The 25,562-nt window shown below is 42.6% G+C and carries 20 protein-coding genes and 1 riboswitch; of the genes, 13 read left to right on the forward strand and 7 right to left on the reverse strand.

What is annotated here, in order from left to right:
• Positions 1–72 precede the first annotated feature (72 nt).
• The 3 genes from Q0081_RS19100 to Q0081_RS19110 form a co-directional block, all read right to left on the reverse strand.
• On the reverse strand, positions 73–1,365 hold the full coding sequence (locus tag Q0081_RS19100) for a DUF5690 family protein (protein ID WP_298356960.1): 1,293 nt from the start codon (positions 1,363–1,365) through the stop codon (positions 73–75).
• Positions 1,366–1,414: 49 nt separating this feature from the next.
• Positions 1,415–2,512, reverse strand: coding sequence for a zinc-binding dehydrogenase (locus tag Q0081_RS19105; protein WP_298356963.1), 1,098 nt, complete (start codon positions 2,510–2,512; stop codon positions 1,415–1,417).
• Positions 2,513–2,809: 297 nt separating this feature from the next.
• On the reverse strand, positions 2,810–4,456 hold the full coding sequence (locus Q0081_RS19110; RefSeq protein WP_298356966.1) for an amidohydrolase: 1,647 nt from the start codon (positions 4,454–4,456) through the stop codon (positions 2,810–2,812).
• Positions 4,457–4,688: 232 nt separating this feature from the next.
• On the opposite strand from Q0081_RS19110, the gene Q0081_RS19115 reads away from it, so the two are divergent.
• Together Q0081_RS19115 and Q0081_RS19120 are read left to right on the forward strand one after the other, a co-directional pair.
• Positions 4,689–6,020 carry a TolC family protein gene (locus tag Q0081_RS19115; protein WP_298356968.1) on the forward strand — a complete coding sequence of 444 codons (1,332 nt, stop codon included), beginning with the start codon at positions 4,689–4,691 and terminating at the stop codon, positions 6,018–6,020.
• A 71-nt stretch (positions 6,021–6,091) separates the two neighbouring features.
• Positions 6,092–6,430, forward strand: a complete 339-nt coding sequence (locus Q0081_RS19120; protein WP_298356971.1) for a hypothetical protein — start codon at positions 6,092–6,094, stop codon at positions 6,428–6,430.
• Between the two features lie 109 nt (positions 6,431–6,539).
• On the opposite strand, the gene Q0081_RS19125 is transcribed toward Q0081_RS19120, so the two are convergent.
• The gene (locus Q0081_RS19125; RefSeq protein WP_298356973.1) at positions 6,540–7,613 is read right to left on the reverse strand and encodes a phosphotransferase family protein; all 1,074 of its coding nucleotides are present in this window, start codon (positions 7,611–7,613) and stop codon (positions 6,540–6,542) included.
• A gap of 119 nt (positions 7,614–7,732) precedes the next feature.
• Positions 7,733–8,024: riboswitch (cobalamin riboswitch) on the forward strand.
• A 93-nt stretch (positions 8,025–8,117) separates the two neighbouring features.
• Here Q0081_RS19125 and Q0081_RS19130 point away from each other — a divergent pair.
• The 8 genes from Q0081_RS19130 to Q0081_RS19165 all read left to right on the forward strand — a co-directional run bounded on the left by Q0081_RS19130 (position 8,118) and on the right by Q0081_RS19165 (position 17,369).
• Complete coding sequence (locus Q0081_RS19130) at positions 8,118–10,079, forward strand: TonB-dependent siderophore receptor (RefSeq protein WP_298356976.1); 1,962 nt, start codon at positions 8,118–8,120, stop codon at positions 10,077–10,079.
• Positions 10,080–10,146: 67 nt separating this feature from the next.
• Positions 10,147–10,737, forward strand: coding sequence for a DUF6580 family putative transport protein (locus Q0081_RS19135; RefSeq protein ID WP_298356979.1), 591 nt, complete (start codon positions 10,147–10,149; stop codon positions 10,735–10,737).
• Entirely contained in the window at positions 10,734–11,438 is a 705-nt protein-coding gene (locus Q0081_RS19140; protein WP_298356983.1) for a diphthine--ammonia ligase, read from the forward strand. Before Q0081_RS19135 ends, Q0081_RS19140 begins: the two co-directional genes overlap by 4 nt.
• Positions 11,439–11,625: 187 nt before the next feature.
• Positions 11,626–12,180, forward strand: a complete 555-nt coding sequence (locus Q0081_RS19145) for a YqgE/AlgH family protein (RefSeq protein WP_298356986.1) — start codon at positions 11,626–11,628, stop codon at positions 12,178–12,180.
• 161 nt (positions 12,181–12,341) lie between these two features.
• Complete coding sequence (locus Q0081_RS19150; protein ID WP_298356989.1) at positions 12,342–12,851, forward strand: PorT family protein; 510 nt, start codon at positions 12,342–12,344, stop codon at positions 12,849–12,851.
• A gap of 211 nt (positions 12,852–13,062) precedes the next feature.
• Positions 13,063–14,508, forward strand: coding sequence for an anthranilate synthase component I family protein (locus Q0081_RS19155; protein WP_298356992.1), 1,446 nt, complete (start codon positions 13,063–13,065; stop codon positions 14,506–14,508).
• An 84-nt stretch (positions 14,509–14,592) separates the two neighbouring features.
• Positions 14,593–15,801 (forward strand): T9SS type A sorting domain-containing protein, encoded by a 1,209-nt coding sequence (locus Q0081_RS19160; protein ID WP_298356994.1) that lies wholly within the window; start codon positions 14,593–14,595, stop codon positions 15,799–15,801.
• Positions 15,798–17,369, forward strand: a complete 1,572-nt coding sequence (locus Q0081_RS19165) for an NAD(P)/FAD-dependent oxidoreductase (RefSeq protein WP_298356997.1) — start codon at positions 15,798–15,800, stop codon at positions 17,367–17,369. The genes Q0081_RS19160 and Q0081_RS19165 overlap by 4 nt, the downstream gene beginning before the upstream one ends.
• Here Q0081_RS19165 and Q0081_RS19170 read toward each other — a convergent pair whose 3' ends face one another.
• Positions 17,370–17,894, reverse strand: coding sequence for a hypothetical protein (locus tag Q0081_RS19170; protein ID WP_298356999.1), 525 nt, complete (start codon positions 17,892–17,894; stop codon positions 17,370–17,372). It lies immediately after the preceding gene.
• A 95-nt stretch (positions 17,895–17,989) separates the two neighbouring features.
• On the opposite strand from Q0081_RS19170, the gene Q0081_RS19175 reads away from it, so the two are divergent.
• Together Q0081_RS19175 and Q0081_RS19180 are read left to right on the forward strand one after the other, a co-directional pair.
• Positions 17,990–18,280, forward strand: a complete 291-nt coding sequence (locus Q0081_RS19175) for an iron-sulfur cluster assembly accessory protein (protein ID WP_298357002.1) — start codon at positions 17,990–17,992, stop codon at positions 18,278–18,280.
• A gap of 113 nt (positions 18,281–18,393) precedes the next feature.
• Positions 18,394–22,149 carry a PAS domain-containing sensor histidine kinase gene (locus Q0081_RS19180; RefSeq protein ID WP_298357005.1) on the forward strand — a complete coding sequence of 1,252 codons (3,756 nt, stop codon included), beginning with the start codon at positions 18,394–18,396 and terminating at the stop codon, positions 22,147–22,149.
• A 9-nt stretch (positions 22,150–22,158) separates the two neighbouring features.
• Here the strand turns inward: Q0081_RS19180 and Q0081_RS19185 are convergent, their stop codons facing one another.
• Positions 22,159–23,001, reverse strand: a complete 843-nt coding sequence (locus tag Q0081_RS19185; protein WP_298357008.1) for a universal stress protein — start codon at positions 22,999–23,001, stop codon at positions 22,159–22,161.
• Positions 23,002–23,199: 198 nt separating this feature from the next.
• Between Q0081_RS19185 and Q0081_RS19190 the strand changes: the two genes are divergently transcribed.
• Positions 23,200–24,435 (forward strand): ABC transporter permease, encoded by a 1,236-nt coding sequence (locus tag Q0081_RS19190; RefSeq protein ID WP_298357011.1) that lies wholly within the window; start codon positions 23,200–23,202, stop codon positions 24,433–24,435.
• A gap of 141 nt (positions 24,436–24,576) precedes the next feature.
• Here Q0081_RS19190 and Q0081_RS19195 read toward each other — a convergent pair whose 3' ends face one another.
• Positions 24,577–25,437, reverse strand: a complete 861-nt coding sequence (locus Q0081_RS19195; protein ID WP_298357014.1) for a hypothetical protein — start codon at positions 25,435–25,437, stop codon at positions 24,577–24,579.
• Positions 25,438–25,562 lie beyond the last annotated feature (125 nt).

Genomic DNA, 25,562 nt, shown 5'->3' on the forward strand with positions numbered 1-25,562 from the left:
CACTTTTTTCATTCTATCGTACTTGTAGGACAAAGCGAACGGGACTGAGCAACAGATAATCTGAAAACTTTTCTAAGCAACTAAACTGGTTTTCTGACGGCTCATGTTTTTCTCTTTTTGTAAAAAATAAAGTATTGCCGCCAGACTGAGCAAAATAATCAGCACGCCCGTTCCGTACGAAATTTGGTGTATAAAATCCAGCCAGCCCGTTTGATTGCTCCGGAAATTTCGATAAAACAGAATCCCTACACTCCCCAGATACCCGAAGGCATCGGCAATATAAAGCAGGAAACCAATATTACTTCGGTAGCGAAACAAGGCGATCCAACGTTCAAAAAGCATGGTGTGAAAAGTAACGTAAGCAAGGTAAGTGGCAAAACCAAACAAAATCATCCACAACGGCGCGGACAGCAACCCATTGGTGAATAAATAGGTAGTAAGCATTAAGAGAAACCCGCTGAAGAGAACAATCATCAGGTTTATGTAAAAGGCCACTCTATTGTTTTTTATCAGCACCATCAGACCCGTAATAATCATGATGGCAATGGCAATGGGAATTTCGGCCGTAGCCAACACCTGGGAGTTTCCTTCGTAGCCTAATCTTGCCCAGATTTCTACCGCAAAATTGTCGCGGATATCCCTGAATATGGTCAAAGCCATGTAAATGAACACGACGAAAACAATGCCGGGCGCAAACATTAAAAAGAACCGCTTTCTTTCCGCTTTCCTCATCGGTACCCGCTCTGTTCTTAAATGAATGTCGTCCGGTGCTTGAGGAGGAATTTTACTCAACATCCATACGCCAACCAATAATAAAGGCACAAATAAAAACCCAGTATAAAAAGGCATCCAAAAATCGCTGACGCCTGCATTTTCTATCAAATACTTTCCCACCGCTTTTACCAAACCCGAAGAAATAATAAAACTGACACTCATGGCCGCCCCCGATAACTCGGTATTTTTCCTGCCTTCCAAAAAAGAAAAGACCAGTCCCCAAATCATCCCAAGAGGAAGGCCATTGAGAAACAACCAAACAAAACCAAAGGATGGGGGAGTAAGGGCAAAAAGTAATAAGGCCAACCAAGAGACACCAATCAGACCCAAAATAGCTTTTATCCGTCCTCGCGGCTGCATCTCGGATACAATCTTGATTCCTGCAAACTTTGAGAGGGCGTATCCTATTACCTGTGCCGTAATCAGCACAATTTTGTAGTCAATTCCCCACAATTGTAACCCGTCGAAAGTAGCGGCCGTAAAAGGTTTCCGAAAAGCATACATGCTGCAATAGGTAATAAAACCGGCCATCATGCAATAGAGGGAGAAACCCAATTTATGGGTTGGGGTAAGCCACGTTATTTTTGTCATTGGTAAAAGGGTATAGGGTAATTACGAAAATCTAATGGAGTAAAAGCAACTAAAAACGAATTCCAACGCGATAGGGATTTTGTTTTAGGGCATATTCAAAGGCTTCGTTTACGTGGGCAAGGTCGAAACCATCATAGACAAGTTCCGTAAAGGGAAACTGAGCGTAATACTGCTCCATAAATACGACAGCGGCTACAAAATCCTCCGTATTATAATTGTGCAACCCTTTGATAACATGCAGGTTGCGGATAATTTTTTCGGCGTCCAATTGCAGGGCAGGCTGGGGGAAAACGGCCCCCACCCACACCGCTGTCCCACCGATACCGAGCAGATTGAGCGTATATTCCATCACTGCCCCTACGCCGCTCAATTCAATAAGTCCATCTATCGGATTTGATTTTCCCATAAGTGCGTTCAATTCGGTAGCATACGAAGTATCTCCTCTCAGGCATATATCCGCTCCAAATCGCTTGGCTGTTTTCAGTCGCTCATCCTCTACATCTACTGCTACGATAGTTTTTGCGCCTGCGGCCTTCGCCATCGCGCAGGCGATAATACCGAGCATTCCTACTCCTGAAATCAAAATATTTCTGTTTTGAACATCTCCTAGCAAGCGATAAGCCCCCGCAACGGTAGCCACGGCACAATTGATAATGGCGGCTATTTTTACGGGCACGTCTTCTTTCAGTTTGGCAAGCGGCGTATGGATATGCAGGATGGTGTACTCACTCAATCCTCCGTGCAGAGTGTTGGTTTCGGTAAGTTGCTCGTGTCCGTATTTGAATAGCCCTTCGGCCTTCTGCGGTATTCCTCTTTCCGCAAGTTCCGTTTGGGGGTTACTGGCAAAAATGGCCCAAGTCACCAAATCACCTTCTTTAAGTTCCTGTCCGCGTTGGTCTTGGCGGGGAGTATTCGGGCCAAAAGATTCGATTCTCCCTACAATCTCATGACCAAGAATGGTAGGAGTTTTTTCCTTTCTTTTCCCGATATAGGTACTAATATCGCTGCGACACAACGTAGTACAGGCATTACGAATGAGCAATTCCCCTGATTTTAACGCTGGAATTGGCAGTTTCACTATTTCCAAAGCCTCACCGTTGGTATAAAAAACAGCGGTATGGGCATATCTTAATTCTTCGTCCATCATTCATTGAATTTAGCATCATTTTTGGAGACAGGCCGCATTTTAAGATTTTTCCATAGCTTTCCCTTGTTCAGAAGATTAAATAATTGTGTACATTGAGGCAAGAAGTAAGGTAAGATTGCCGAAGTGATGCTTTTTTGAAGATATAAAAAGAAGTTTGGAATACGTTGGCATCATAGCCTGAACGTTCTCCAAACTTCTTTTTTCTACTACAACCTTCTATTTTTTTTTGAGGAAAAGCTTACATCCATTCAATCGGGCTGAGTTCGTCTATTCAAAACCGACTGGTGGGTATGATTTTCACTTCCTCTCAAACACCTTCTCTCCCGCTAAGTACGTCTTCAACACTTTCACATCACGCAATTCATTGGCGGGAGCGGTCATCAAATCTTTTTCTAAGATGATAAAATCGGCGGCTTTGCCCAGTTCGATGCTGCCCAAACGGCCTTCTTCAAAATTGCCGTAGGCGGCCCAAATCGTCATGCCGCGCAGGGTTTGCTCACGGCTGAGTGCGCCCTCCATTTGATAGCCACCTGCCGGAAATCCTTTGGCATCTTGCCGAAACACGGCAGAGTGAAACGTATAAAAAGGCGAAACGGCTTCTACTGGAAAATCCGTCCCAAAGGTGATTTTGCCGTTTTGCTTGAATAATTCCTGAAAAGCGTAAGCGTTTTTCTCGCGCGCTTTGCCCAAACGTTCACCCGCCCAATACATGTCGGACGTAGCGTGCGTAGGCTGCACAGAAGGCATAATATTGAATTTACCAAACGTGGGCACGTCGGCGGCATCCACAATTTGCGCGTGTTCAATGCGCCAACGGCGGTCATTTTTCCCTTTTAGGTACTTGGCGTACAGATTGAGCATCAAACGGTTGGCTGAGTCGCCGATGCAATGCGTATTGGCCTGAAACTCGCTGTTGGCCAACTGAGCAATTGATTTTTCAAGTTCGGCGGGGCTAAAGAGCAAAAAACCCGTAGTTTCGGGCGCATCGCTATAAGGTTTGAGCAAACAGGCACCGCGCGAGCCTAAGGCACCATCGGCATAAATTTTGAACGAACGAACATTGAGGCGGTCGGTAACATAAATGCCTTTCTTCAACATTTTATCAATAGTCTCCTGACTCACGCTCACCATCGGGTACAACCGAATTTTGAGCGTTCCTGCCTTTTGGAGGCTATCCATGTGGTCGATAATCTCAGGTGATACACCCGCATCCCCCACGTTGGTAAGGCCATATTGAAAACAAAGTTGCTGCGCTTTGAGGAGTTTTGAGGTAATCTCAGTCTTCGTAGGGGTTGGATTGAGGGCCCGAACGAGCTGTTGGGCACGATCGACCAGTACGCCCGTGGGCTGCCCATTTTTCAAAACCACCAATCCGCCTTCCGCTTTGGTATCGGCAGTGATTTTGGCGAGTTGCAGGGCTTTGGTATTTACCCAACCCGCGTGACCGTCAATACGAGTCAAATAAACAGGATTGTTGGGAAAAGCTTTATCCAGAATGTCTTTGGTGGGAAACTCTTTGACCAGCCAGTCATTTTGGTCCCAACCACGACCGATGATCCACACGGCATCCGGATGCCCCGTTTGGTATTTTTTCAGGCGCTCCACAATCTCTTCCGCCGACTTCGTATCTACCAAGTCGGCTTGGTCAAGCATTTGGCCCAAACCATAAAAATGGGCGTGCGCATCGTACAAACCGGGATAAACCGCCTGTCCGTTGGCATTGACAACCGAGTCAGACTGGTACTTCCCAAAAACAGTGGCAGAATCGCCGATAGCCACGAATTTGCCTTCTTTTATGGCAAAAGAAGTGGCTTTACTAAAGGTAGAATCAACGGTATAAATAGTACCGTTGTAAACAATCAGGTCGGCTTTGTCGCGACTTGAGCAAGAGGCTAAAATGAACGCTAAAAAGGTGGCAAACAGCGCGTAAAAGTAGTTTTTCATCGTGTCAGGGTTAAATCTTGCCTAAAACTACGTTTTAATACGCTATTTTTGAAACGTAAAGCGGGTTTTGTCCTATTATTTGGCCAATACTTCCGCTGTTTAGTACTTAACCCAGTTCAGTCTGCATTATATACTTTTATAATGTTCTTATAATCAGAAAATTATTCACCAATTCGCCATTCACTAATTCACAATTAGTATTTAAAGGCTAACTCACTCCGTTTTTGCTTGTATGAAACGTTTTTTGCTACTTTTTTTTACGATTTTACTACAACCCTTCCTTTCATTTTCTCAAGAGTTGCTCACCCTTGAAAATGCAATTTCAACGGCCCTCGAAAAGAATTATGCCATTAAGATAGCCCGCAGCCGCGAATCAATTGCGCATAACGATAATACCCGTGGCAATGCAGGAATGTTGCCTGTGGTAGCAGGTTCGACCCAAGCCAACTTTAACAACAACAGCGTTAACCAAACCTTTTTTCCATTAGGAAGCACCACGCGTGACCCGTTGGTACAAAGCGGAGTTCATAACCGCAACTCTACTTCAGGCGTCAGCTTGGTATGGACGGTATTTGATGGAATGGGGATGTTTGCCACAGCCGAGCGTTTGCGTGAAATTGAAAAATTGGGAAAAACAAACGTAGAAATCAACATCGAAAATACCGTAGCCCAAGTAGCTGCGGCTTATTACGACATCATCCGCCAAAAGCAACGCCAAGAATCACTGAAAGATGCGTTGGATATTTCAGGAACTCGTCGCGAATTGGCCAAAGCAAACTATGAGGTAGGAACAACTTCCAAATCTGAATATTTGGCTGCTCAAGTAGATTACAATCAAGACCAAGCCGCCTTGGTGGCTCAAGAGCAATTTTTAAGAAACAGCAAAGTCAACCTTAATTCACTGTTGTTAAGAGACTTCAACGTTGACTTTAACGTACCCGATACGATTATCTTCCGTAAAGATTTAGATATAGCTCAATTGCAACAAAATCTTAAAAGTCAAAATCCCAATCTGCTGGCGGCCAATCAAAACCGAAAAATTGCGTCCATAAGTGAAAAAGAAATTCATGCGTTACGCTTGCCGCAGGTCGATTTATTGGGGAGTTATACATACAGTACCCTTAACAACGAAGTGGGATTTGGGGTAAAAAGCAGCAAAAACGGCTCGCTCAACTACGGTGCTCGGTTGGTCATTCCCATTTACGATGGCTATAATCAACGCCGCCGCGAACAAAATGCAAAAATCAACACCATCATTACGGAATACCAAGAAAATGACTTGAAAAATCAGCTTTTGTCAGCATTGGAACGTACCTATATTGCTTATCAAAACAGCGTACAACTTTTTGATTTTGAGGAGAAAAACTTAAAGATTGCCCGTCAAAACGTGGACTTGGCTTTTGAACGATACAAATTCGGAAACTCAACGGCTATTGAATTTCGCGAAGCCCAACGCAATGCCGTTGCTTCGGAATCGCGCCTGATTGAGGCCGCTTATAATGTAAAAGTGACAGAAATTGAGTTATTGCGTTTGAGCAGCTCCATTGTTTCGGACGTTAAATAAGAAAATCAAAGCACGTTTACGGGTTTAAAGTACCTTTGCAGCATGAATTAACTTCTTACACAACCGGTTTTATGCTCACTTTCTGGAATAAAAACTTTACTCGCGACGTTCTTATCACCCTCGTTACCAGTGCCGTTGTAGTTGTTTCCTGCTTTTATGGGCCTACTGTACACATGCCCTTTTTGGTCGGGATGCTTACCGCAGTTGGGCTGGGGTGGCTGCAACCTCGCAAAGGGTGGATACTTGCCATCGAACAAATCGTTTTGATAGCCATTTTCTATTTTGTCATTGATGCCTTAAAACTACTTCCTGCTTTCGATGTCGATGCCACTCAATTTTCGGCCCTTTTGCAATTTTTCCCTGCGTTTACGGGCAGTTTTTTGGGCGGATTTATCAAGCGCTCTTTTTAAGGGCTAAAACGTACGTTATCTGTGTATCGGTTAACCGTTATTAGTTTGATTATCTACACTTGATAGCGCGTGGCTCTGCCGCGTGTTCCTTATTTTAAGACCTACGGCTTTAAATCCTTCCTCTTTCAATTCCCTTTGCCGCTGTATTGCTCAAGGCATGGACACCCATAATCAAGCCTGCAAAACGTTCATCCTTACTGAAACCCTGTTTCCAACGCGCATAAATTTGCTGAATGACTACCGTATTTTTAAACAGCCCGAAAACGTAGTAATAAAGAATATTCGACAAGTCACGACCGCTTTGCTGAGCATACCGGTCGGCAAATTCCTGACGCGTAAAATTGCCGGGAAGCCACGTCAGATTAAAGCTTTTTTCAAAAGGTCTATCTGTTGCCTCTGACCAATACGACAACGACGTTCCAACATCCATCAGCGGGTCGCCTACGGTGGTCATTTCCCAATCCAACACCGCCACAATGTCCGTCAAATCATGGGCATTGAGCACCATGTTATCGTATTTGTAATCGTTGTGAATCAACGTAGGCGCATTTTCAACGGGTCTGTTTTGTACGAGCCAATCGTGTACCTGCTCAAAGACAGGCACTTCATCCGTTTGAGCGGCTTGATAGCGTTTGTACCAACCATCTACCTGCCTTTGTACATAGCCCTCGGGTTTACCCAGATTAATGAGGCCCGTTGCCTGTATGTCAATCGCGTGTAGAGCTACCATATTATCGACCAACGCTTCCGACAAACCTCGCAATAGAGTTGGTTCCAACCCCATTTTGGGGGCAGAATGGGCACGTAAAATTACTCCTTGAACCCGTTCCATCACGTAAAAAGGACAATCCAATACGCTTTCGTCTTCGCAATACACAATAGGTGCGGGGATTTTGGAGTAGCCTGCCGCCTTTAGCAGCGACAATACCCGAAATTCGCGTCCCATATCGTGGCCGCCTTTAATGTGTTTTGACCCAAACGGCGGCCGACGCAACACGTATTCTTTCTGATTGTCTGTTTTGAGAAAATAAGTCAGGTTGGAATACCCTCCGGGAAATTGACTCACTTCCGTAATCACTCCAAAATCAGGCACTTGTTGACTAAAATACGTGTTTAATTTATCGACGTCGAGTTGTTCGCCATCACGTACGGCAGCAGGAGAATCGGTTTTAATGGAAGACATGGGGTTTGGTTTATTTTCACAAAAATACGACTCTATCCGAATCTTCAAACCATCTGTTCAACGCGGTGCTCTTTCGGTTTATTTAATCTCTACATTTGTCTCCCTCCTCCCTTCTCACTACTTTTGTAACAGTTTTGGGTGCCTCACGCTTGTTTCATGACAAGCTTCGACGGCTTAATAGGGAATTCCGTTCAAAGCGGAAACTGTCCCCGCAACTGTAAGTTTCACCCAAAGTCGCTCTTAAACTGCAAAGACCACTGGCAAAATAATGAGTGAATGCGTGAATTAATGAATGAGTGATTTTAACTATTCACTAATTTACTCATTCACAATTCACTCATTAGAAAAAACTGGGAAGGTGCAAGGGCGATGAAACGAGTCAGGAGACCTACCCGAAGTCATTCTTAGTCGCTGCGTACGGAGGATGCGCCCCGATTGAGCGGTAGCTCATTTGTATCAAGTCCCAATTCAACTAAAAAAAGGGACACAACTCATTTCATTTCTATGAACCGAATTTTTAAATCGGTCGGTTTCACCGCGCTTGGCTTCCTAGCGCACGCCTCGTTTGCTCAACAGGAAGTAACTTTAGAAGAAGTCACCATTACCGCCAACAAGTTTGCCCAAAAACAATCCCAAACGGGTAAGGTTGTTAGCATTTTATCGGATTCAATCCTGCAAAAGTATCAATCCCAAACCCTCGGCGAGTTGCTGACGCGCCAGGTCGGACTAATGATTGTGGGCGCCCAAGGCCCCAACGGGACGAATCAGGACCTGTATTTACGTGGATCAAGCACAGGAAACACGCTCATTCTCATCGACGGAATGCCCGTTTATGACCCCTCGTTCATCAGTCCCACTTTCGACCTCAACATGATAACTGTCGGCGAATGTGAACGCATTGAAATCTTAAAAGGAGCGCAATCCACGCTCTACGGCTCCGACGCGGTGGCAGGTGTTATCAATATCTTTACAAAAAAAGGAAAATCAGCAAAATCGGTGGCGGGAATGGTTGCGGTAAACGGAGGTTCTTACGGCACATTTCGGGGTTCGGCAGGTATTAACGGTTCTTTTTCAAAAGGGTATTACAACGTTCAATACACCCGTTTGACTTCCCAAGGTTTTTCTTCGGCTTATGATAAAGAAAACAGAGGCTTTGATACTGATGGCATTAGCCAAAACAATTTACTGGCCAACGTGGGACTTAATCTTTCTGAAAACTTAACGCTCAAACTACGAACGTTACTCAACGGGTATCAATCCGATATTGACGCTGGCGCATTTGCCGACGAAAAAGACTTTACGATTGACCAAAAATTCAGGATGATTGCCACGGGTTTGGAGCATCAGTATGAGAAAGGAAAGCTAACTTTTAACTACGGTTTCAGCCAAAGCAAACGCACGTATATAGATGACTCGACTTCGGTAGAGAAAGGTGCTTTTAACAACTATGCAAAACAATACTACGGAGGCACCACTCAATTTGTTGAACTCTATAATTCACTTAAAATCAATGACCACCTTGAATTGATTACGGGAACGGATTTTCGTTTCAACAACACGGATCAAACCTACGAATCGTACAGCAGTTTTGGAAAATATACATCTCCGCCCTTGGGTGCTGACACTGCCAAAACCAATATTCTAAGCGTATATGCTTCGGGTTTTCTGAAAACCAAAGTCGGTTTCTTTTTAGAACTGGGCGGGCGTTATAATCATCATTCGTTGTATGGGAGCAATTTTACGTATTCGTTCAATCCTTCGTACCTGATTCACGATCAACTAAAAGTGTTCTTCAATCTTTCGTCGGGCTTCAAAGCTCCTTCTTTGTACCATTTGTATTCGCCTTACGGCAACAAAACGTTGAATCCTGAGAAATCGGTTTCAATGGAGTTTGGAGTTCAGATATTTTCTAAAAATAAAGTTTCCAACGTACGTTTACTGTATTTTGACCGTCGCATCAAGGACGTCATTTTCTTTCAATCGCTTTCCCAAGCCCCTTACGGCCGCTACATTAATTTTGACAAACAGCACGATCACGGCTGGGAATTGGAAGGAAAATCACAAATTGACAAGCTGAGTATTTGGGGAAATATGACGCTCTTGGAAGGAGCTATTACGACCAAAGTTTCAGGAAAAGATACAACTTACAATAACCTATACCGTCGCCCGAAGGGTTTGGCAAACGTAGGCGCAGGTTACCAAATTTCGCAGAAATTATTCGTAAGTGCTTCGCTGAGAAGTGTTGGAAAACGATTGGATTGTTTCTACAACAGCGCCACTTTTAACACTGAAACTATAACATTGAACCCCTATACGACGTTGGATGTATACGGCGAATATCAATCTTCGAAATCCATCAAAGCCTACGTAGACTTAAAAAACCTAACAAATAAACAGTACTTTGATACGTATGGCTACAACACGCGCCGATTTAATTTTATGGCGGGTTTGCAGTTGAATTTTTAGCATACATTTCAGCAGGAGCGTTTTACCTCGCTCCTGCTCTATCCATTCATAACTAAGATTAAACACAATGAAACAAACACTCAATCCCCGTTTTTTGACTTTGCTCTGCTTTATTTTAGGCTTAGCCATCATCCGAATTCTGAACGTAGCTCAACTGTCGCCCGTTTCCAATTTCACTCCAATCGGTGCGATGGGACTCTTTGGAGGCGCTTATTTTACAACGCGTTGGAAAGCGTTTGTTTTCCCAATGCTTACTTTACTTATCAGCGATTTGATTATCAATGCCGTGATTTATGGCGGTCATTATGGGTTTATTTACGACGGCTGGTACTTGGTTTACGGCATTTTTGCCTTGATTGTGTTTTACGGAAAAGTGCTGCTGCAAAAAATCAACGTAAAAAACATTGTTCTGGCGAGCGTTATCGCCGCGTTATCCCACTGGATTTTAGCGGATGTAAGTGTATGGCTAAGCGGCGGTACCGACCTCAGAACACAGCTTCCATTAACGCGCGATTGGGCAGGTTTACAGCAATGTTTGACCCAAGGATTTCCATTTATGCGTAATTTCTTAGCCGGAACTTTAGCCTACAGCGCACTGCTATTTGGCGGATTTGAGTTATTAAAAGCGCGCTTTCCACAATTATCCATCGCAAAATGACACCCAAAGCGCTTATGAATTGGTCGGGAGGCAAGGATTCTGCCTTGTCTCTTTATCATGTGTTGCAACAAAAAGAGTACGATATGCGATATCTTCTGACGTCGGTAAATGATTCTTTCCGACGGATTTCAATGCACGGCGTGAGGGAAGACCTCTTGGACCAACAAGCCAAAAACCTTGGAATTGAATTGGTTAAACTGCGCTTACCGGAAACGGTTTCGATGGAAGAATACCAAACGAGAATGGCTGAAACAATGCAACCGCTCATTGGGGAAGGAGTTACCCATTCGATATTCGGCGATATTTTTTTGGAAGATTTACGGCAACATCGCGAAGAGCGTTTGGCGCAAGTGGGAATTCAGGGTATTTTTCCGATTTGGAAGCGACCTTCCCTGGAGCTTTTGGCGGAGTTCTGGGACTTAGGTTTTAAAACCGTAGTAGTCAGTATCAATGGAAATCAGTTGGATACTTCTTTCTGCGGCCGTATCCTTGATCGTGATTTTGTGAAAGAATTACCCAAGAACGTTGACCCCTGCCGCGAAAACGGTGAATTTCACACCTTCGTTTTTGAAGCCCCTTATTTCCCCGAACCCATTCAGTTTCAACCGGGCGAAACAGTGGAAAAAACCTATCAATTTAAAAATTCGGCAGGAGAAGATTTAACTTCGACTTATTTTTTCACAGACCTGATTCCGATTTAGTTATTTGAGATGATGAACCTGCTCTATTCCATCCATCCAAAATAATCGTTTGTCTCTTGCGTTTTATTAGAGACACCTACCGCTCGAAGCACTGAATTTTAAAATCGTAAATTGCCCAAAAACAGTTACTTTTGCGACGAAAGTGTCGGATAAGAGTAAAGTAAAAACAAGCCAACATTTTTTAAAAATGCCTCCACAGAAACCCGCTAAAGGAAAACTATTGATTGCTGAACCGTTTCTAAGTGATCGTAACTTTGAACGAAGTGTGGTTTTTGTGTGCGAGCACAATGAACGAGGCACGTTTGGATTGGTCTTTAATCAAAGTACCAATTTGTTCCTGAACGATGTATTGCAGGAACCCGTTGCCACTAGTTTGCCTTTGTATTTGGGAGGGCCGGTAGAACAAAACACGTTGCATTTTCTGCACCGTTTGCCTTTTATTGAAGACTCCATTCCCGTAGGCGACAATTTGTTTTGGAGTGGTGACTTTGAACAAATTGTGAGTATGCTCAACGTTGGCAAAATAACCGAACAGGATATCCGTTTCTTTATTGGGTATTCAGGATGGTCAGCGGGGCAATTGGATGAAGAAATTCAAAAAAATGCCTGGATCATCTCCGAAGCCGACGCCCCTTTTATTTTCGATACGCCCACTAATCAATTTTGGCGGGCAGTTTTAAGGCGTATGGGAGGCGAATATCGTATTATGTCCCATTACCCAACCGACCCAAGTTTAAATTAAAACCTAAATTACCGGGAACAAGGAATATATTCCTTCCTTATACCCTACACCGCACGGGCGTTCCCGATTAAACTTTACACTCAATTAAAATGTATTTGAAAAGCAAACTACTATTTCTTCTGACGTTTATTTCCCTGAGTGCAACCGCCCAAACGGTGTATATGAAACCACATCTTGGACTGCGGGCAGGTTTGAACGTCGCTACCAGCACGTATTCTCCCAATTTTATCTATAATCTAAAGCGTCAGTCACACCCTAATTTGGGCGTTTTTTACCGCTTTCGTACCCAAAAATGGGCTTTCCAACCAGAAGTTCAACTTTCTGTACGCGGAGGCACGTTTAAAGGTGAATTAGAAGTAGTACGCAACAATTTTAACTTCGCCAGTTTTGTACCAGTGGTGGGTTACATCATTACCGAAGGTCTTACTTTTGAAGTAGCTCCGGAGTTTAGCTATGCTCTGATTGCGCCCAAAAGCATCGTGCCGCTTCGTCGCAACGAATTCAGCCTGGGTTCGGGATTTCGATTCGATTTTATGGACATGGCCGAAGACTTTAGCCTAAACATTAGATACGTACACGGTTTCACTAATTTGTCCACTTCAAAGACCGAGTCTCTGTATAATCGCACGTTACAGGTGTCTGTGATTTATAATCTTTACAAAAAGAAGTAAGTCTGTCTCCCAGAATATTTGGTTTTTTCAATACTGATTGTACTTTTGCAACATGATTTCTAACACAAAAAATATGAATTGGTGGTGGCGTTCTTCTTTTCAAGAGATGAACACGTAACGCTATGCTTATTTTTTAATCAAAAAAGCCCGCTGTTCATCCTACAGCGGGCTTTTTTATTTTAATTCTTTCGACTGTTAAACCTAAAACAATATGACAACTACAGAAACGACTTTCAGAGTAACTACCCAAAGTCGTAAACTATTGGGCGACATGCTTACTCCCGTAGGTATTTACCTTAAACTCCGCGACAAGTTTCCATATACCGTTATGCTCGAAAGTGCCGAATATCACGGTATGGAGCACGGCTTTAGCGTCATTGCCTGCGACCCCGTCGCCTCTTTTATTCTGGACGAAGAAGTAGTAACCCAAACTTTTCCCGACGGTTCCGAAGAGTCGTTTCGTTTACCGTATCGCAAGCACGCCATGCAAACGTTGCGGGATTTTATTCAACGTTTCGATGCCCCCAAAAACGAACATCCTTTCATCAACGGAGGCTTATTTGGGCACATTACGTACGATTCCGTAGAATATTTTGAAGATATTGAGATTCAGGAAAAAACTCCTGACAACGCCATTCCTCAAATGGTGTATCGTGTGTATCGGTTTGTGATTGCTTTTAACCATTTCAAAGACGAAGTATACCTTTTTGAACACGATTATGGCGTGACCCGCGAAGATTCAAATCACAGCAAGTCAATGGGTATGGATTTGGATTCGTTGGAAATGATTGTAAAAGCGCCGAAAATGGCCACGTTCCGTTTTAAAGCCAACGAAACAGAGCAAAGCAACGTTACCGATGACCAAATGGCTGAGACTATCCAAACCTGCATCAATCACTGCTTACGCGGCGATGTTTTTCAGATTGTCCCTTCCCGTCGATTCAGCAAAAAATTTGAAGGCGATGAGTTTAATGTATATCGTACCCTTCGTTCGGTCAATCCTTCTCCATACTTGTTTTATTTTGATTTTGGCAGTTACAAAATTTTTGGTTCTTCTCCCGAAAAACAGATTTTCATCAAAGACGGACAGGCGGAGATACACCCAATTGCGGGCACTTTCCGCCGAACTGGCGACGACCAAAAAGACGCTGAGCTGGCTCGTCAATTAGCGGCCGACCCTAAAGAAACCGCTGAGCACGTTATGTTGGTGGATTTAGCGCGTAATGACTTGAGTCGCAGTTGCGATGTAGTCAAAGTAGTCACGTACAAAGAAGCTCAGTTCTTTTCGCACGTCATTCACTTGGTTTCAAAAGTGACGGGTGAAATGAGCGCAGGCGTGAATCCCCTCCAGTTGGTAGCCGATACTTTTCCAGCAGGTACGCTTTCGGGTGCACCGAAGCACAATGCGATGACCATCATCAATCGTCTTGAAACTACCAACCGAAGTATTTATGGCGGCGCCTTAGGCCACATTAGCTTCAATGGGGATTTTAACCATTGCATTACGATTCGGACATTTTTGAGTAAAAATAACACGCTCTTTTATCAAGCCGGCATGGGTGTTGTGGCCAAATCAAACATTCATTCCGAAATGCAGGAAGTACATAACAAATTGGCTGCCTTACGGAAAGCAATTGAACTAGCCAATGAATTGTAAAAAGCTTAATGTGCTTTTTTTACAAAGTTTCTTTATCTTTGTTTCGCTTGTTGCGTATAGTATTATCATCTAAAAAGAAGTCTTATGCGTAATTTTATCGGGTGTATGAGGGGCTTGATTATCATAGTAAGTATATTGTTTTCCACACTTTTGTTTGGACAGGGGTTTATTGACCTTTCCTCAGGCAATGAAACCTCGCCTTGGTCACCTGATGGTACCTTAACAAAAACGTTCAGTAACGTAGGCATCCCTCCCATCACAGTGACTGCAACCGTTGGAGGTTTTACGGGTCGTTTTAATAATAGTACTCCCCGAACTGACCCCCGCGGGCTCTGGTTCAGCATGAACTTAACCAGTCGTTTACAGGCAGTTACGATTAATTTTACATTTAGCGAGCCTGTCAGCAATTTATCATTCAGTGTACTGGGGATAGACAGAGACTTGAGTTTCAGTAATTATCAGGACCGCATTGCCATCGAAGGCTATGACGATAAGGGCATTGGAGTCGCGCCAACTGTCTCTTATAATCCTGTTTATGCTTTTTTAACCGACGGGACAGCTCCTCATATCAAGGTAGTTTCGGGATTCAATGCCGATCCTTTTGACAGTACTCCTACTACCGTCACTTTCCGTAATTCGGGTATCAAAACACTGACAATAACTTACGGAACAGGCCCAGATATACGATTCGGTGGTCTTACTACACAAAGTATTTTCCTAACTGGTTTATCCTGGTCCAGTATCGTTCCGGTGCAACTGATTTATTTTCGAGGAAAATCAGAAGCGGACCGTGTCAGACTGAACTGGGCTACCGCGACCGAAATCAATAGTTCTCATTTCAACGTGGAGCGAAGTACTGATTTAAAAGATTTTACAACAATTGGTAAAATTACGTCGGCGGGTGATTCCCGACAGCGAATTGAATACAATTTTCTGGATGAAGCCCCTTTGCCGGGAGTGAATTATTACCGGCTCAAACAGGTAGATAAAGACGGAACTTCCGAATTGTCAAAAATTATTGCCGTCAATCCCGATACAGACGCTTCTAAATTTGTGATATATCCCAATCCATCGGATGGGCAAGCCATAAAATTACAGTTCAACAACTTGGAGCTGGACGGCCTTCGATTGGTGACGATGCTGGGGCAGGAGATTCCGTTTGACATACAGGCGGGTACTTCCAATAGTCTGTCGATTCACCCTCAGCGTACTTTGGAAAATGGTCTTTACTTCGTTACTTACCTCACTCCCGACCGAGGCCGAGTTACCCAAAAATTATGGGTAAACCGATGAATCCACTTAAAACGATTTATGATGTAGTTATTGTTGGAGGAGGTCACAATGGGTTAGTATCAGCCGCTTACTTGGCAAAGGCCGGAAAAAGCGTTCTGGTACTTGAACGGAATGATTACATGGGCGGTGCTACTACTTCTCAGCGAATTTTCCCTGATTTTGACGCTAACTTATCTCGTTATGCGTATTTAGTAAGCCTTTTCCCAACTAAAATTATTGAAGATTTAGGTCTATCTCTTCAGCTTCGGAGAAGAGAAACGGCATCATTTACTCCTTTTGACAGAAACAATCACTCCACAGGATTATTGTTAAGCAACACCAACGAAGTTGCTAATCAACGGCAAATCGAACAACTTCATGCGGGCGATTATGCAGGATATCAACGAATGATTGCCATTCAACAGCTTTTTTCTGAAAAAATTTGGGATTCTTTTTTAGAGCCATTACGGGGAAAAACCGCTTGGGAAAAGCAGTTTAGTACACCCGAAGAAAAAATTGCCTGGCAAGCTATCGTAGAACAACCCATCGGCAACTTTATCGAAAGTCATGTACAGGATGATATTCTGCGCGGTGTATTACTGACCGATGCAAAAATCGGAGCCTTTACACATGCTCATGACCCTAGTCTGCTCCAAAATCGGACTTTCCTGTACCACATTGTGGGCAACAAAACGGGTGAGTGGCGTGTGCCGGTTGGCGGCATGGGCGCTGTAGTAGAAGCCCTTAAAAATGCCGCCCTAAAGGTAGGTGCTCAACTCTTAAGCGAAGCCCCCGTTACCCATCTTCAATTAGGACGTGACTACCATACAGTGGGTTATCAAAAAGACCAAAAAACCTACGAAATAAAAGCGAAATATGTACTCGTCAATGCTTCACCGGAAGCCTTGGGTAAATTGCTCGCTGCTCCTTATGCACCCACAGCACAGGATGAAGGAACTGCTTTTAAAGTAAATATGCTACTGCGGAAACTGCCCAAGTTGAAAGCTATGCAGATACGTTCTGAGGAAGCCTTTGCAGGCACTTTTCATGTTAATCAATCTTACTCTCAAATGCACACAGCCTATCAAGAAGCTCTCGCCAATGAGATTCCTGCGTTAGCGCCTTGTGAAATTTACTGCCATACACTGACAGATACGTCTATTCTTTCGCCGCAACTTGCTCAAGAAGGCTATCAAACCCTGACTTTATTTGGCTTGGATATGCCCTATCAGCTATTCGAAAAAAATCCCGAAGCAACTAAAAAACAAGTACTCCGGGAATATCTAAAGGGGATAAATTCTTATTTGGAAGAGCCGATTGAAGATTGTATTGCCCAAGCCGCCGACGGTTCACTGTGCATTGAAACCAAAAGTGCCTGGGATTTAGAAAAAGAAATAGGGTTGCCTCGCGGGAATATTTTTCACAAGGCACTTAGTTGGTTTTTTGCCGAAAATGAAAACGAAATCGGCAGTTTAGGCGTAGAAACCTCGCATGAGCGTCTTTATATTTGTGGCTCAAGTGCCAAACGGGGAGGAGCGGTTAGTGGAATTCCCGGCTATAATGCTGCCATGAAAGTACTCAATGGCTGATTACATAAACTCTCGCTGAATTTCTTCTTTCAACAATTTTAGGGCGTTGGCAGTAGGATTACGGTTTTCCTGAATAATCTTTTCAAAAATCTTCTTTGATAATTCCAAAGGAATGGCATCTGGAGCAACCTGCACCGCTGCCTGATTGATAAGGGTAATCACTTCCTGTTGGGCACCCCGTATCTGTTCCCATGTCTCGTGACTCATATAGACCTGTTGCGATAAGTTATGATTAAATTCTTCCCGAACCTCCTGCATCAAAATCTGCTGAAACTCAATGGCCCTCGTTGCCGAGCCGTTCATCCTTACAATAAGGTTGTTAGGACTGATTCGTTCCAAAAAAAGACACATCCGTTCGTAGGCCTGCAATCGAATGGGCAAAGCTACTTCTACCTGCTTGCGACGTTGTTCAAGTTGTTTTTCTTCAAATTGTTTTTTCAAAAAAGCCGTTACAGTCAAGTACATAGCATACAATACTAAAGCAGAAGGGAGAAGAATTTTCAACAGGTCGGTGACAATTTCCATGTATTTAATGTTTGTTTATCTAAAATAAGTTACCGCAAAGAACGCAAACCGGTGGCAAAATAGTGCGTATTTTGTAGATAAACGTAAAAAACACGATGATAAGTACTAATCCAATTCGGATTTCAGAAGTGGCAAAACAGGAAATACTGGAAACGCTGAGCACCAACAAAATTCCGGACGTATATGGTTTGCGGGTGGGGGTGAAAGGAGGGGGATGCGGGGCACAATTTTTGCTTGGGTTTGACTTACCTACTGAAAACGATCAAATTTACGTTATAGATAAAATCAAAGTTATTATTGATAAACGCCATTTGATGTATGTTATCGGAACTGAGGTAGATTTTGAAGAAACCGAGCATGGGGCAGGATTTACGATTGTAAAGTAACTAATTTTCACTTTATTGGACTTTAAAGAATACTTCAAGGCAAACACCAACTTTTGGCACGATTTTAGGAAGATATGTCTGTAACACTCACAAGACTCAATTTTTGGAAGTTCGTGCAGAAAATCAGTAGACATATTTTTGCTATTTTGGCCGTCATTTCGTTATTATTAGCGTTAATGTCCTTTTTTTTCTTTGAAAGAGGGGCACTGGGGGCTTCCGAGGAAAAATATTTTTCTGCCGTTAAAGAACGGGTTAAATACGAACTCGGCATTTCACAAAATGAGTTGGGAGAGGTGATGAATTTGCTTTCTCAAAATGCCAACACCCAATTCTCTGATTTACGACTTCCCACCAAATATCCTTATTACGTCTATCAGAACGGCCAGTTGATTTTTTGGTCTGATTATCGCTTTATCCTGGACTATGAAGCTATCCGGCGTATTTCACAAACTCAGTTAGTGTCTTTTGAGCAGGGAAGTTTTTTAGTGAGCCGTCGACAATATATTCGATTGCGGGATAAGATAGATGTCGTGTCGGTGGTAAACCTGTATCATCAATATAAAAACGAAAACAACTATTTACAATCCGGCTATAATCCCGATTTATTTACGGTTGATCCACAGAGCATTTCTACGCATCTTGGACCCATTTACAGCAATGTATTGGACCATGATACTCGTTTTCTATTTTCCATTGTTCCTCCAAAATTTGAAACCTATCACAATCAAACTACGCCCGTCAATACAGTCATTTGGGGTGTATTAGCAGCTATATTTTTAGGGATTTACACGTTTCAGTGGGCTTTTCGCTGGACACAACAGCGAAAATATGAATTTGCATTTTTACTTATCGCAGTCTATTTATTGATTCTGAGAGTAGGTATGCTCTATTTCGGAGTTCCTTTTCTGTTTTCCGAAACCGATGTGTTCAACCCCAAATTTTATGCTTCTTCAACGATAGCTCCTTCGCTGGGCGATTTGCTGTTGAATTGCCTCGTGGTTTTTATTCTGGTGTTGTACGTAGCGGATTTTTATTTTCGCTCCAAACTTTATACCGATTTACTGCATACATCCGAAAATTTCAAAACAGCGTTATCCTCCCTGTTTGTCATTATTAGTTTTTGGGTTTTCTACGGCAGTTTTTCTGAACTCAAAAATATTTATGAAAAATCGCAATTTACGCTTGATATCACGCTGAGTATCTCGTTTTCGATGCTGAAAATCATTTGCACCGTTATTTTTATTTTCATTTCAAGCATTTATTTCCTCGGTACTCATTTACTCGTTAGCTTATTTATCCGCTTTAATCCCAAAAACCGAGCACGAGGTACTCTGGTCTTTACAGTCAATACGTTGGTTTGTTTGCTGATAATGTGGTTGATAGGAATTGAAATTGAGTGGGTTTTCATTGTTCATGGTGTCTATTTTTTAGTTCTTTATTTTTCACGTTTTCCACGCATCCTGTATTCGTTCAGGTATCGTACAACGATTTATTATTTTACAGGCGCTTTCTTCTGGGCACTTATTACTACGTACGTGGTCTATACCGAAGAAGACCAAAAAGACATCTCCAACAAAAAAGAGTTTGGGCAGCAAATCATTGCGGAAAATGACGGTTTTGGGGAGTTTTTATTAGACCGCGCCAAAGAATCTATCAGCCGAGACCCGGATATTCAAAATACTTTTGCGAGTGATACGGTGCTGTCGCGAGAGCGAATTCAGCAAAAAGTCAAAAGTATCCACTTGGATAAGTATTTTGATAAATACGATATAGAAGTTCTTTCTTTCCAAGCTGACGGGCAACCGCTCGACAACACAACCGCTGCGCTTACTTTTGACGAATACACTCAATATTATCGTCAGCCCAAATACCAAACTCGCTATCCTTCGCTCTTTTTTATTAATGACATCGTCAATAATTTCAAAAAGCAGTATTTGAGTTTGATTGATATTCATAAAGATTCGATATTAACAGGAAGGGTTGTTTTAAATCTAAATCCGCGCGAAGACCAGCCCAAAAACGTTTATCCGGAATTGTTGATGGATAAGAAGTTTGTGCAGGCACCGGAAACCCGTCAGTATAGCTACGCCATTTACGACGCCAACAAACAGCTAATTTATAGCTTGGGAAGCTATAATTATGATAGAAAGATGCCGTTGGCAGAACTGGAAAATACCGAGTTATTTAATAGCGGCGTATTACTCTATGATTACAAACACGTAGCGAGCAGAGACAAAAACAAGCGATATGTGGTTGTTTCTTCCAAGTCGTATCCATTCAAAAGTATCACTTCCAACTTTTCTTTTTTATACCTGATATTGGTCCTGTATGTCATCTGTATCATTGCAATATATGCACTGAAATACGGATTGCGCCGCCTGAAAATCAATTACACTACCAAGATCCAGATTTTACTTAATGTTGCCTTTTTCCTGCCGTTGATTTTGATAGTATTGATCACCTTGAGTGTTATCAATTCCAATTATTATAACAATCAGGAAAGCACGTATTTGGCGAACACCAAAAATGTAGCGGTTAATTTTGTTCCTTATCTCGAAGAACACCTGCGGGGAGCCCGCAGCAAAGAATCTATGGAGGAAGAACTGGGAAAAATTGCCCGGGATGCCAACGTAGACATCAATTTTTTTACCAACGAAGGAGCGCTCTACACAACCACCAAACCGCTTATTTATGAAAGTAAGCTGTTATCGAAATGGTTAAATCCTGATGCCTATATTCACCTCCTTCAAGACCGTGAAAATGAAGTGCTTCTCAGCGAATCATTAGGAAATAAGCAATACCGTACGGCGTATGTCACTGTGCGGGCGAGCAGCAGCAGCAAACCGTTGGGGATTTTGAGCATTCCTCACTTTGATTCTAAACCCGAACTCGACCGCCAAATCATTGAAGTCATTGCGACGATTTTAAGCGTGTTTGCCTTCATGTTTCTGATATTTTTAGCGTTGTCTTACTGGGCCTCTAACCTCTTGACTATTCCGCTGCGAATTATGACAACCAAGTTCCGGCGCATCAATCTGCATCAACTTAATGAACCCGTTGATTGGAAATCAGATGATGAAATCGGAACCTTGGTGAAGTCTTACAATGAGATGCTTAAAAAGCTTGGCGACAGTAAAGAAGAATTGGCAAAAAATGAAAAGCAATCGGCTTGGCGCGAAATGGCAAAACAGGTAGCGCACGAAATCAAAAATCCGCTGACACCGATGAAATTGACCATTCAACAGCTACAGCGAACTATGTTGCGTGACTTACCGCCCAATATGCCTCAAAGCGAGCGCATTCGGCGTACTTTTGAATCGCTCATTGACCAAATTGACAACATCAGCGACATTGCCACCTCATTTTCGGATTTTGCCAAAATGCCGCTTCCTAAAAATGAGTTATTTGAAATTTCGTCGGTACTGAATAAAGCTGCCGATTTGTACTCTGATGACCTAAAAATTACGCTTCGCCGCGATATTCAAGTGCGACGGGTCAACGTAGTAGGCGATCGGCAACTCATTGGACGAATCATTACTAACCTTATTATCAACGGAATTCAGTCGGTGCCCGACGGCCGACGGCCCGAAGTATTACTCCGCCTTCGTACCGACGATGCCAATGTCTATATCGAAGTTCAGGACAATGGAAATGGTATTCCCGAGCCCATTCGCCCTAAAGTTTTTTTACCCAACTTTAGTACAAAACAAGGAGGCTCGGGTTTAGGTCTGGCCATTGCCAAACGCGGAGTCGAACACGCGGGAGGAAACATTTGGTTTGAATCAGAAGAGGGTCTCGGCACTACTTTTTTTCTCTCTCTTCCGCTTACATTTTCTACTCAGCCTTCTGAATTAGTATTGGCAAAGTAGCGCTATTCCTTATTTAATGGATAAACTCAGCACCGGAATATCCGAGTGATTGACAGTGTCTTCAGTAATACTTCCCAACAGCATGTGAGCTAAGCCCCGACGTTGGTGCGTTGCCATCACAATCAAATCGGCATCCTGTTCGTGAGCAAAATCCAAAATCGCTTCTTCTTCATTAAATACATCTACCGATGAAATATATAATGTCGCATTTTTGAGTCCTGAAACTTTCAACAACTCCTCTTTCCGAGCTTCAATCGCTTCGTCATCTGCCAATTGGCTTGGATTATTAAGATACAAAAGCACAATTTCTCCGTCAAAAATATCCTGTAAACCGGCCAACGCAGTAAATGCCGCAATTTGATCGTTCTTCAACGTGGTTGGAAACACAATTCGCTCGAAAGATTCTACAGGTGCCGGAATGGCTAACACCGGGCAATTTGCCCTACGAATTACCTTCTCAGTATTTGATCCAATAAAAAACTCTTCCATTCCCGATACTCCTCTGGTTCCCATTACAATCAGGTCAATCGCATGGTCTTTGACCACTTCTTCTATCACTCCAATCATTCCCCCTGCGATAACTGCTGTTTCGATTTTTACCCTTGCAAATTTGCCGTTATCAGCTATTTCAGCCAGTGTTTTTTTCAGGCTTTCGTTGACCATATCCAAATATTCATCTTCAATGGCTTTGTCATACAGATAATACTCAGCCATCGGTGTAGCCATTACAACCTTTTCATTGGCATTCAGCAACATGATTGAAGCATTGGTTTTTAGGGCTATATCAGCGGCAGCTTCAAGCGCATTTTGTGCAAAAGCAGAAAAATCTGTCGGAACTAAAATCTTTTTCATTGTGATATATCGATTAGTTTATGAATTATGCCTCAAGATAGAAGCAGCGCATTAAATCAATACTGATTAAAATCAAGCCAACTAACTGATTTACATCAACTAATAACCCGAGCTAAGAAAATTTGTAGCCTACATGCCTTCTATCAACTCATCTCTGCTTAACTTTGGTTACAAATAGCAATTACGCGATATACACCGATGAATCTTTTCAAAATCAGTTGGGCTAATCTGAAAGATAAAAAGCTGAATAGTTTTCTGAGCGCACTTTTAATGACACTCGGAATCGGAATCATTTCTCTGCTTCTGCTGCTCAATAAGCAGTTGGACGAACAATTTCGCCGAAATATCAAAGGCATTGACATGGTAATAGGGGCAAAAGGTAGTCCATTGCAATTGATTTTATCGAGCATTTACCAAATAGATTCTCCTACGGGCAATGTATCACTGGCCGAAGCTCAACGAATTATTAAAAATCCTTTGGTCAAAATGGCCATTCCGCTGGCGATGGGTGACAATTATATGTCTTACCGGATTGTGGGGACGAATGCCAAATATCCCAATCATTTTGAGGCGAAAGTCAAAGACGGACGACTGTTTGAAACAACGATGGAAGCTACCATCGGTGCCAAAGTAGCCCGAGTTACGGGACTTAAAGTCGGGGATGTATTTTCGGGAGCCCACGGTTTCGATAACATGGACGACGTTCATGGAGACAAAAAATACAAAGTGGTAGGAGTTTTTGAAACCAATAATTCAGTGGTTGACCAATTGATTTTGACCGACATTTCAAGTGTTTGGTCAATCCACGAGCACACTGACGAGCCCGGAAAAGGCGCAAATGTCACCTCTATGCTGACAGGTGGTGATTCTACTGAGAAAGACGATCCAAGTCAGGAAATCACGAGTTTATTGGTAAAGTTTCGCAATCCAATGGGAATGGTTGCCCTACCGCGCTTTATCAATGAAAACACCAAAATGCAGGCGGCTTCGGTAGCCTTTGAAATCAACCGACTGTTTTCAATGTTGGGTGTGGGGATTGACACATTACGAGCTATCGCTTTGATTATCATTTTAATAGCGGGCGTAAGCGTGTTTGTATCGCTTTACAATTCACTCAAAGAACGCAAATACGAAATGGCGTTGATGCTTTCAATGGGAGCAACCCGTACCAAATTATTCATTATGTTGTTATTGGAAGGTATTATGTTGGCTGTGGTAGGCTACGGGGCGGGCGTCTTGCTGAGTCGTGTAGGATTGTGGCTTTTTAGCCGGGCTGCCGAGTCGGATTACCATTATTCATTTGCAGATTTCAGCTTACTCCCCGAAGAAATTTGGCTGTTTGGCGGAGCTATTTTATTGGGTATTCTGGCTGCCGCTATTCCTTCCTTAGGAATTTACCGTATCAATCTGTCACGGACATTGGCGGAGGAGTAGGATATTCAATAAAAAGGAACGCTGATTAGTATGATTGATTATGTTTTTTATGAAAAATCATACTAATCAGCGTTCTCTTCATCCCCCCAAATCTTGATGCAAGCTCTTCACCTCTTCCCCAAAAAATATCTTAGATGGTAATTATTGGATTAGCTCCCTGATTCTCCCTTTTGTTTTTGATAGATTACTTCGAAGTTCAAGACCTATTTTTTTAAATCCCATTTCCGATAGCCATTTGTTCCATACAGTAGTGAGTATCTCAGATTCATCTAAATTATTATTCTTAGGGGAAATTTCCGTGACAATTATTGAAGTAGCCCAATAGCGTTTTTTTATAGGAATAAGCCCATAATCATTTTCATCTAATTCCTTCCTCCAATCAGCGCTGCGGCGAAGTGAAGCTATGAAATTAGTAGCTGTTGAGCGATTGTTACTGTGTTTAATGTTAGGGTTAGACTCAAAATCAAAATACCCATCTGTCAATATAACAAGTTGATTATCATGGATTTTCATTAGGTCAGTTTCTAACTGTTCGTTAAAGTACTTCCACAAATCACATCCTTGAAAATCAGCAGTTTGTGTTTTATTTTGAGTTGCTTTTTGGTAGAGTTCGCCCAGGGTATTATCAAGGTGGGCTGTAAACACCTCCAATGCCTTCCTTTTTTTCGCTATTGGTATTTGTTCCATGTCTATGAAAAGTTCATTCATAAAAGGAGTTGGGTCGTAAGTTATGCCTTTCTGAGGAGCAATCACGATTCTGAATTTGTCTTTAGAATTAACAATCATGTTTTTGGTACGAACTGTACGCTCAAATGCTTCAAAAACAGTCTTAACGATGGCTTTATCATTGACCACTTGATTAGGTTGTAACAGCCGATCTGATAAATCAAGCAGAATTACATAGTTTTTGGGAGTTGGCAAGTTGGCTTGGAGAGTATCCGAACAGCCGCTGCATGAAGCCAGAATAACCGCTGCAAAGATGATGTATAGTGCATTTTTCATTGTCTTATAATACTAAATAAGAATTAAGGTGTCGTATATTTGCAAATATGGACTATGCATCAGAGATAAAGGAAGATATTGAAATTCTTTTGGAGTTTGAAAAAAAGTGCAGCCTGGCACTGTTG

Origin of the sequence: Runella sp. (assembly GCF_027484545.1) — a bacterium.
Taxonomy (GTDB): domain Bacteria; phylum Bacteroidota; class Bacteroidia; order Cytophagales; family Spirosomataceae; genus Runella.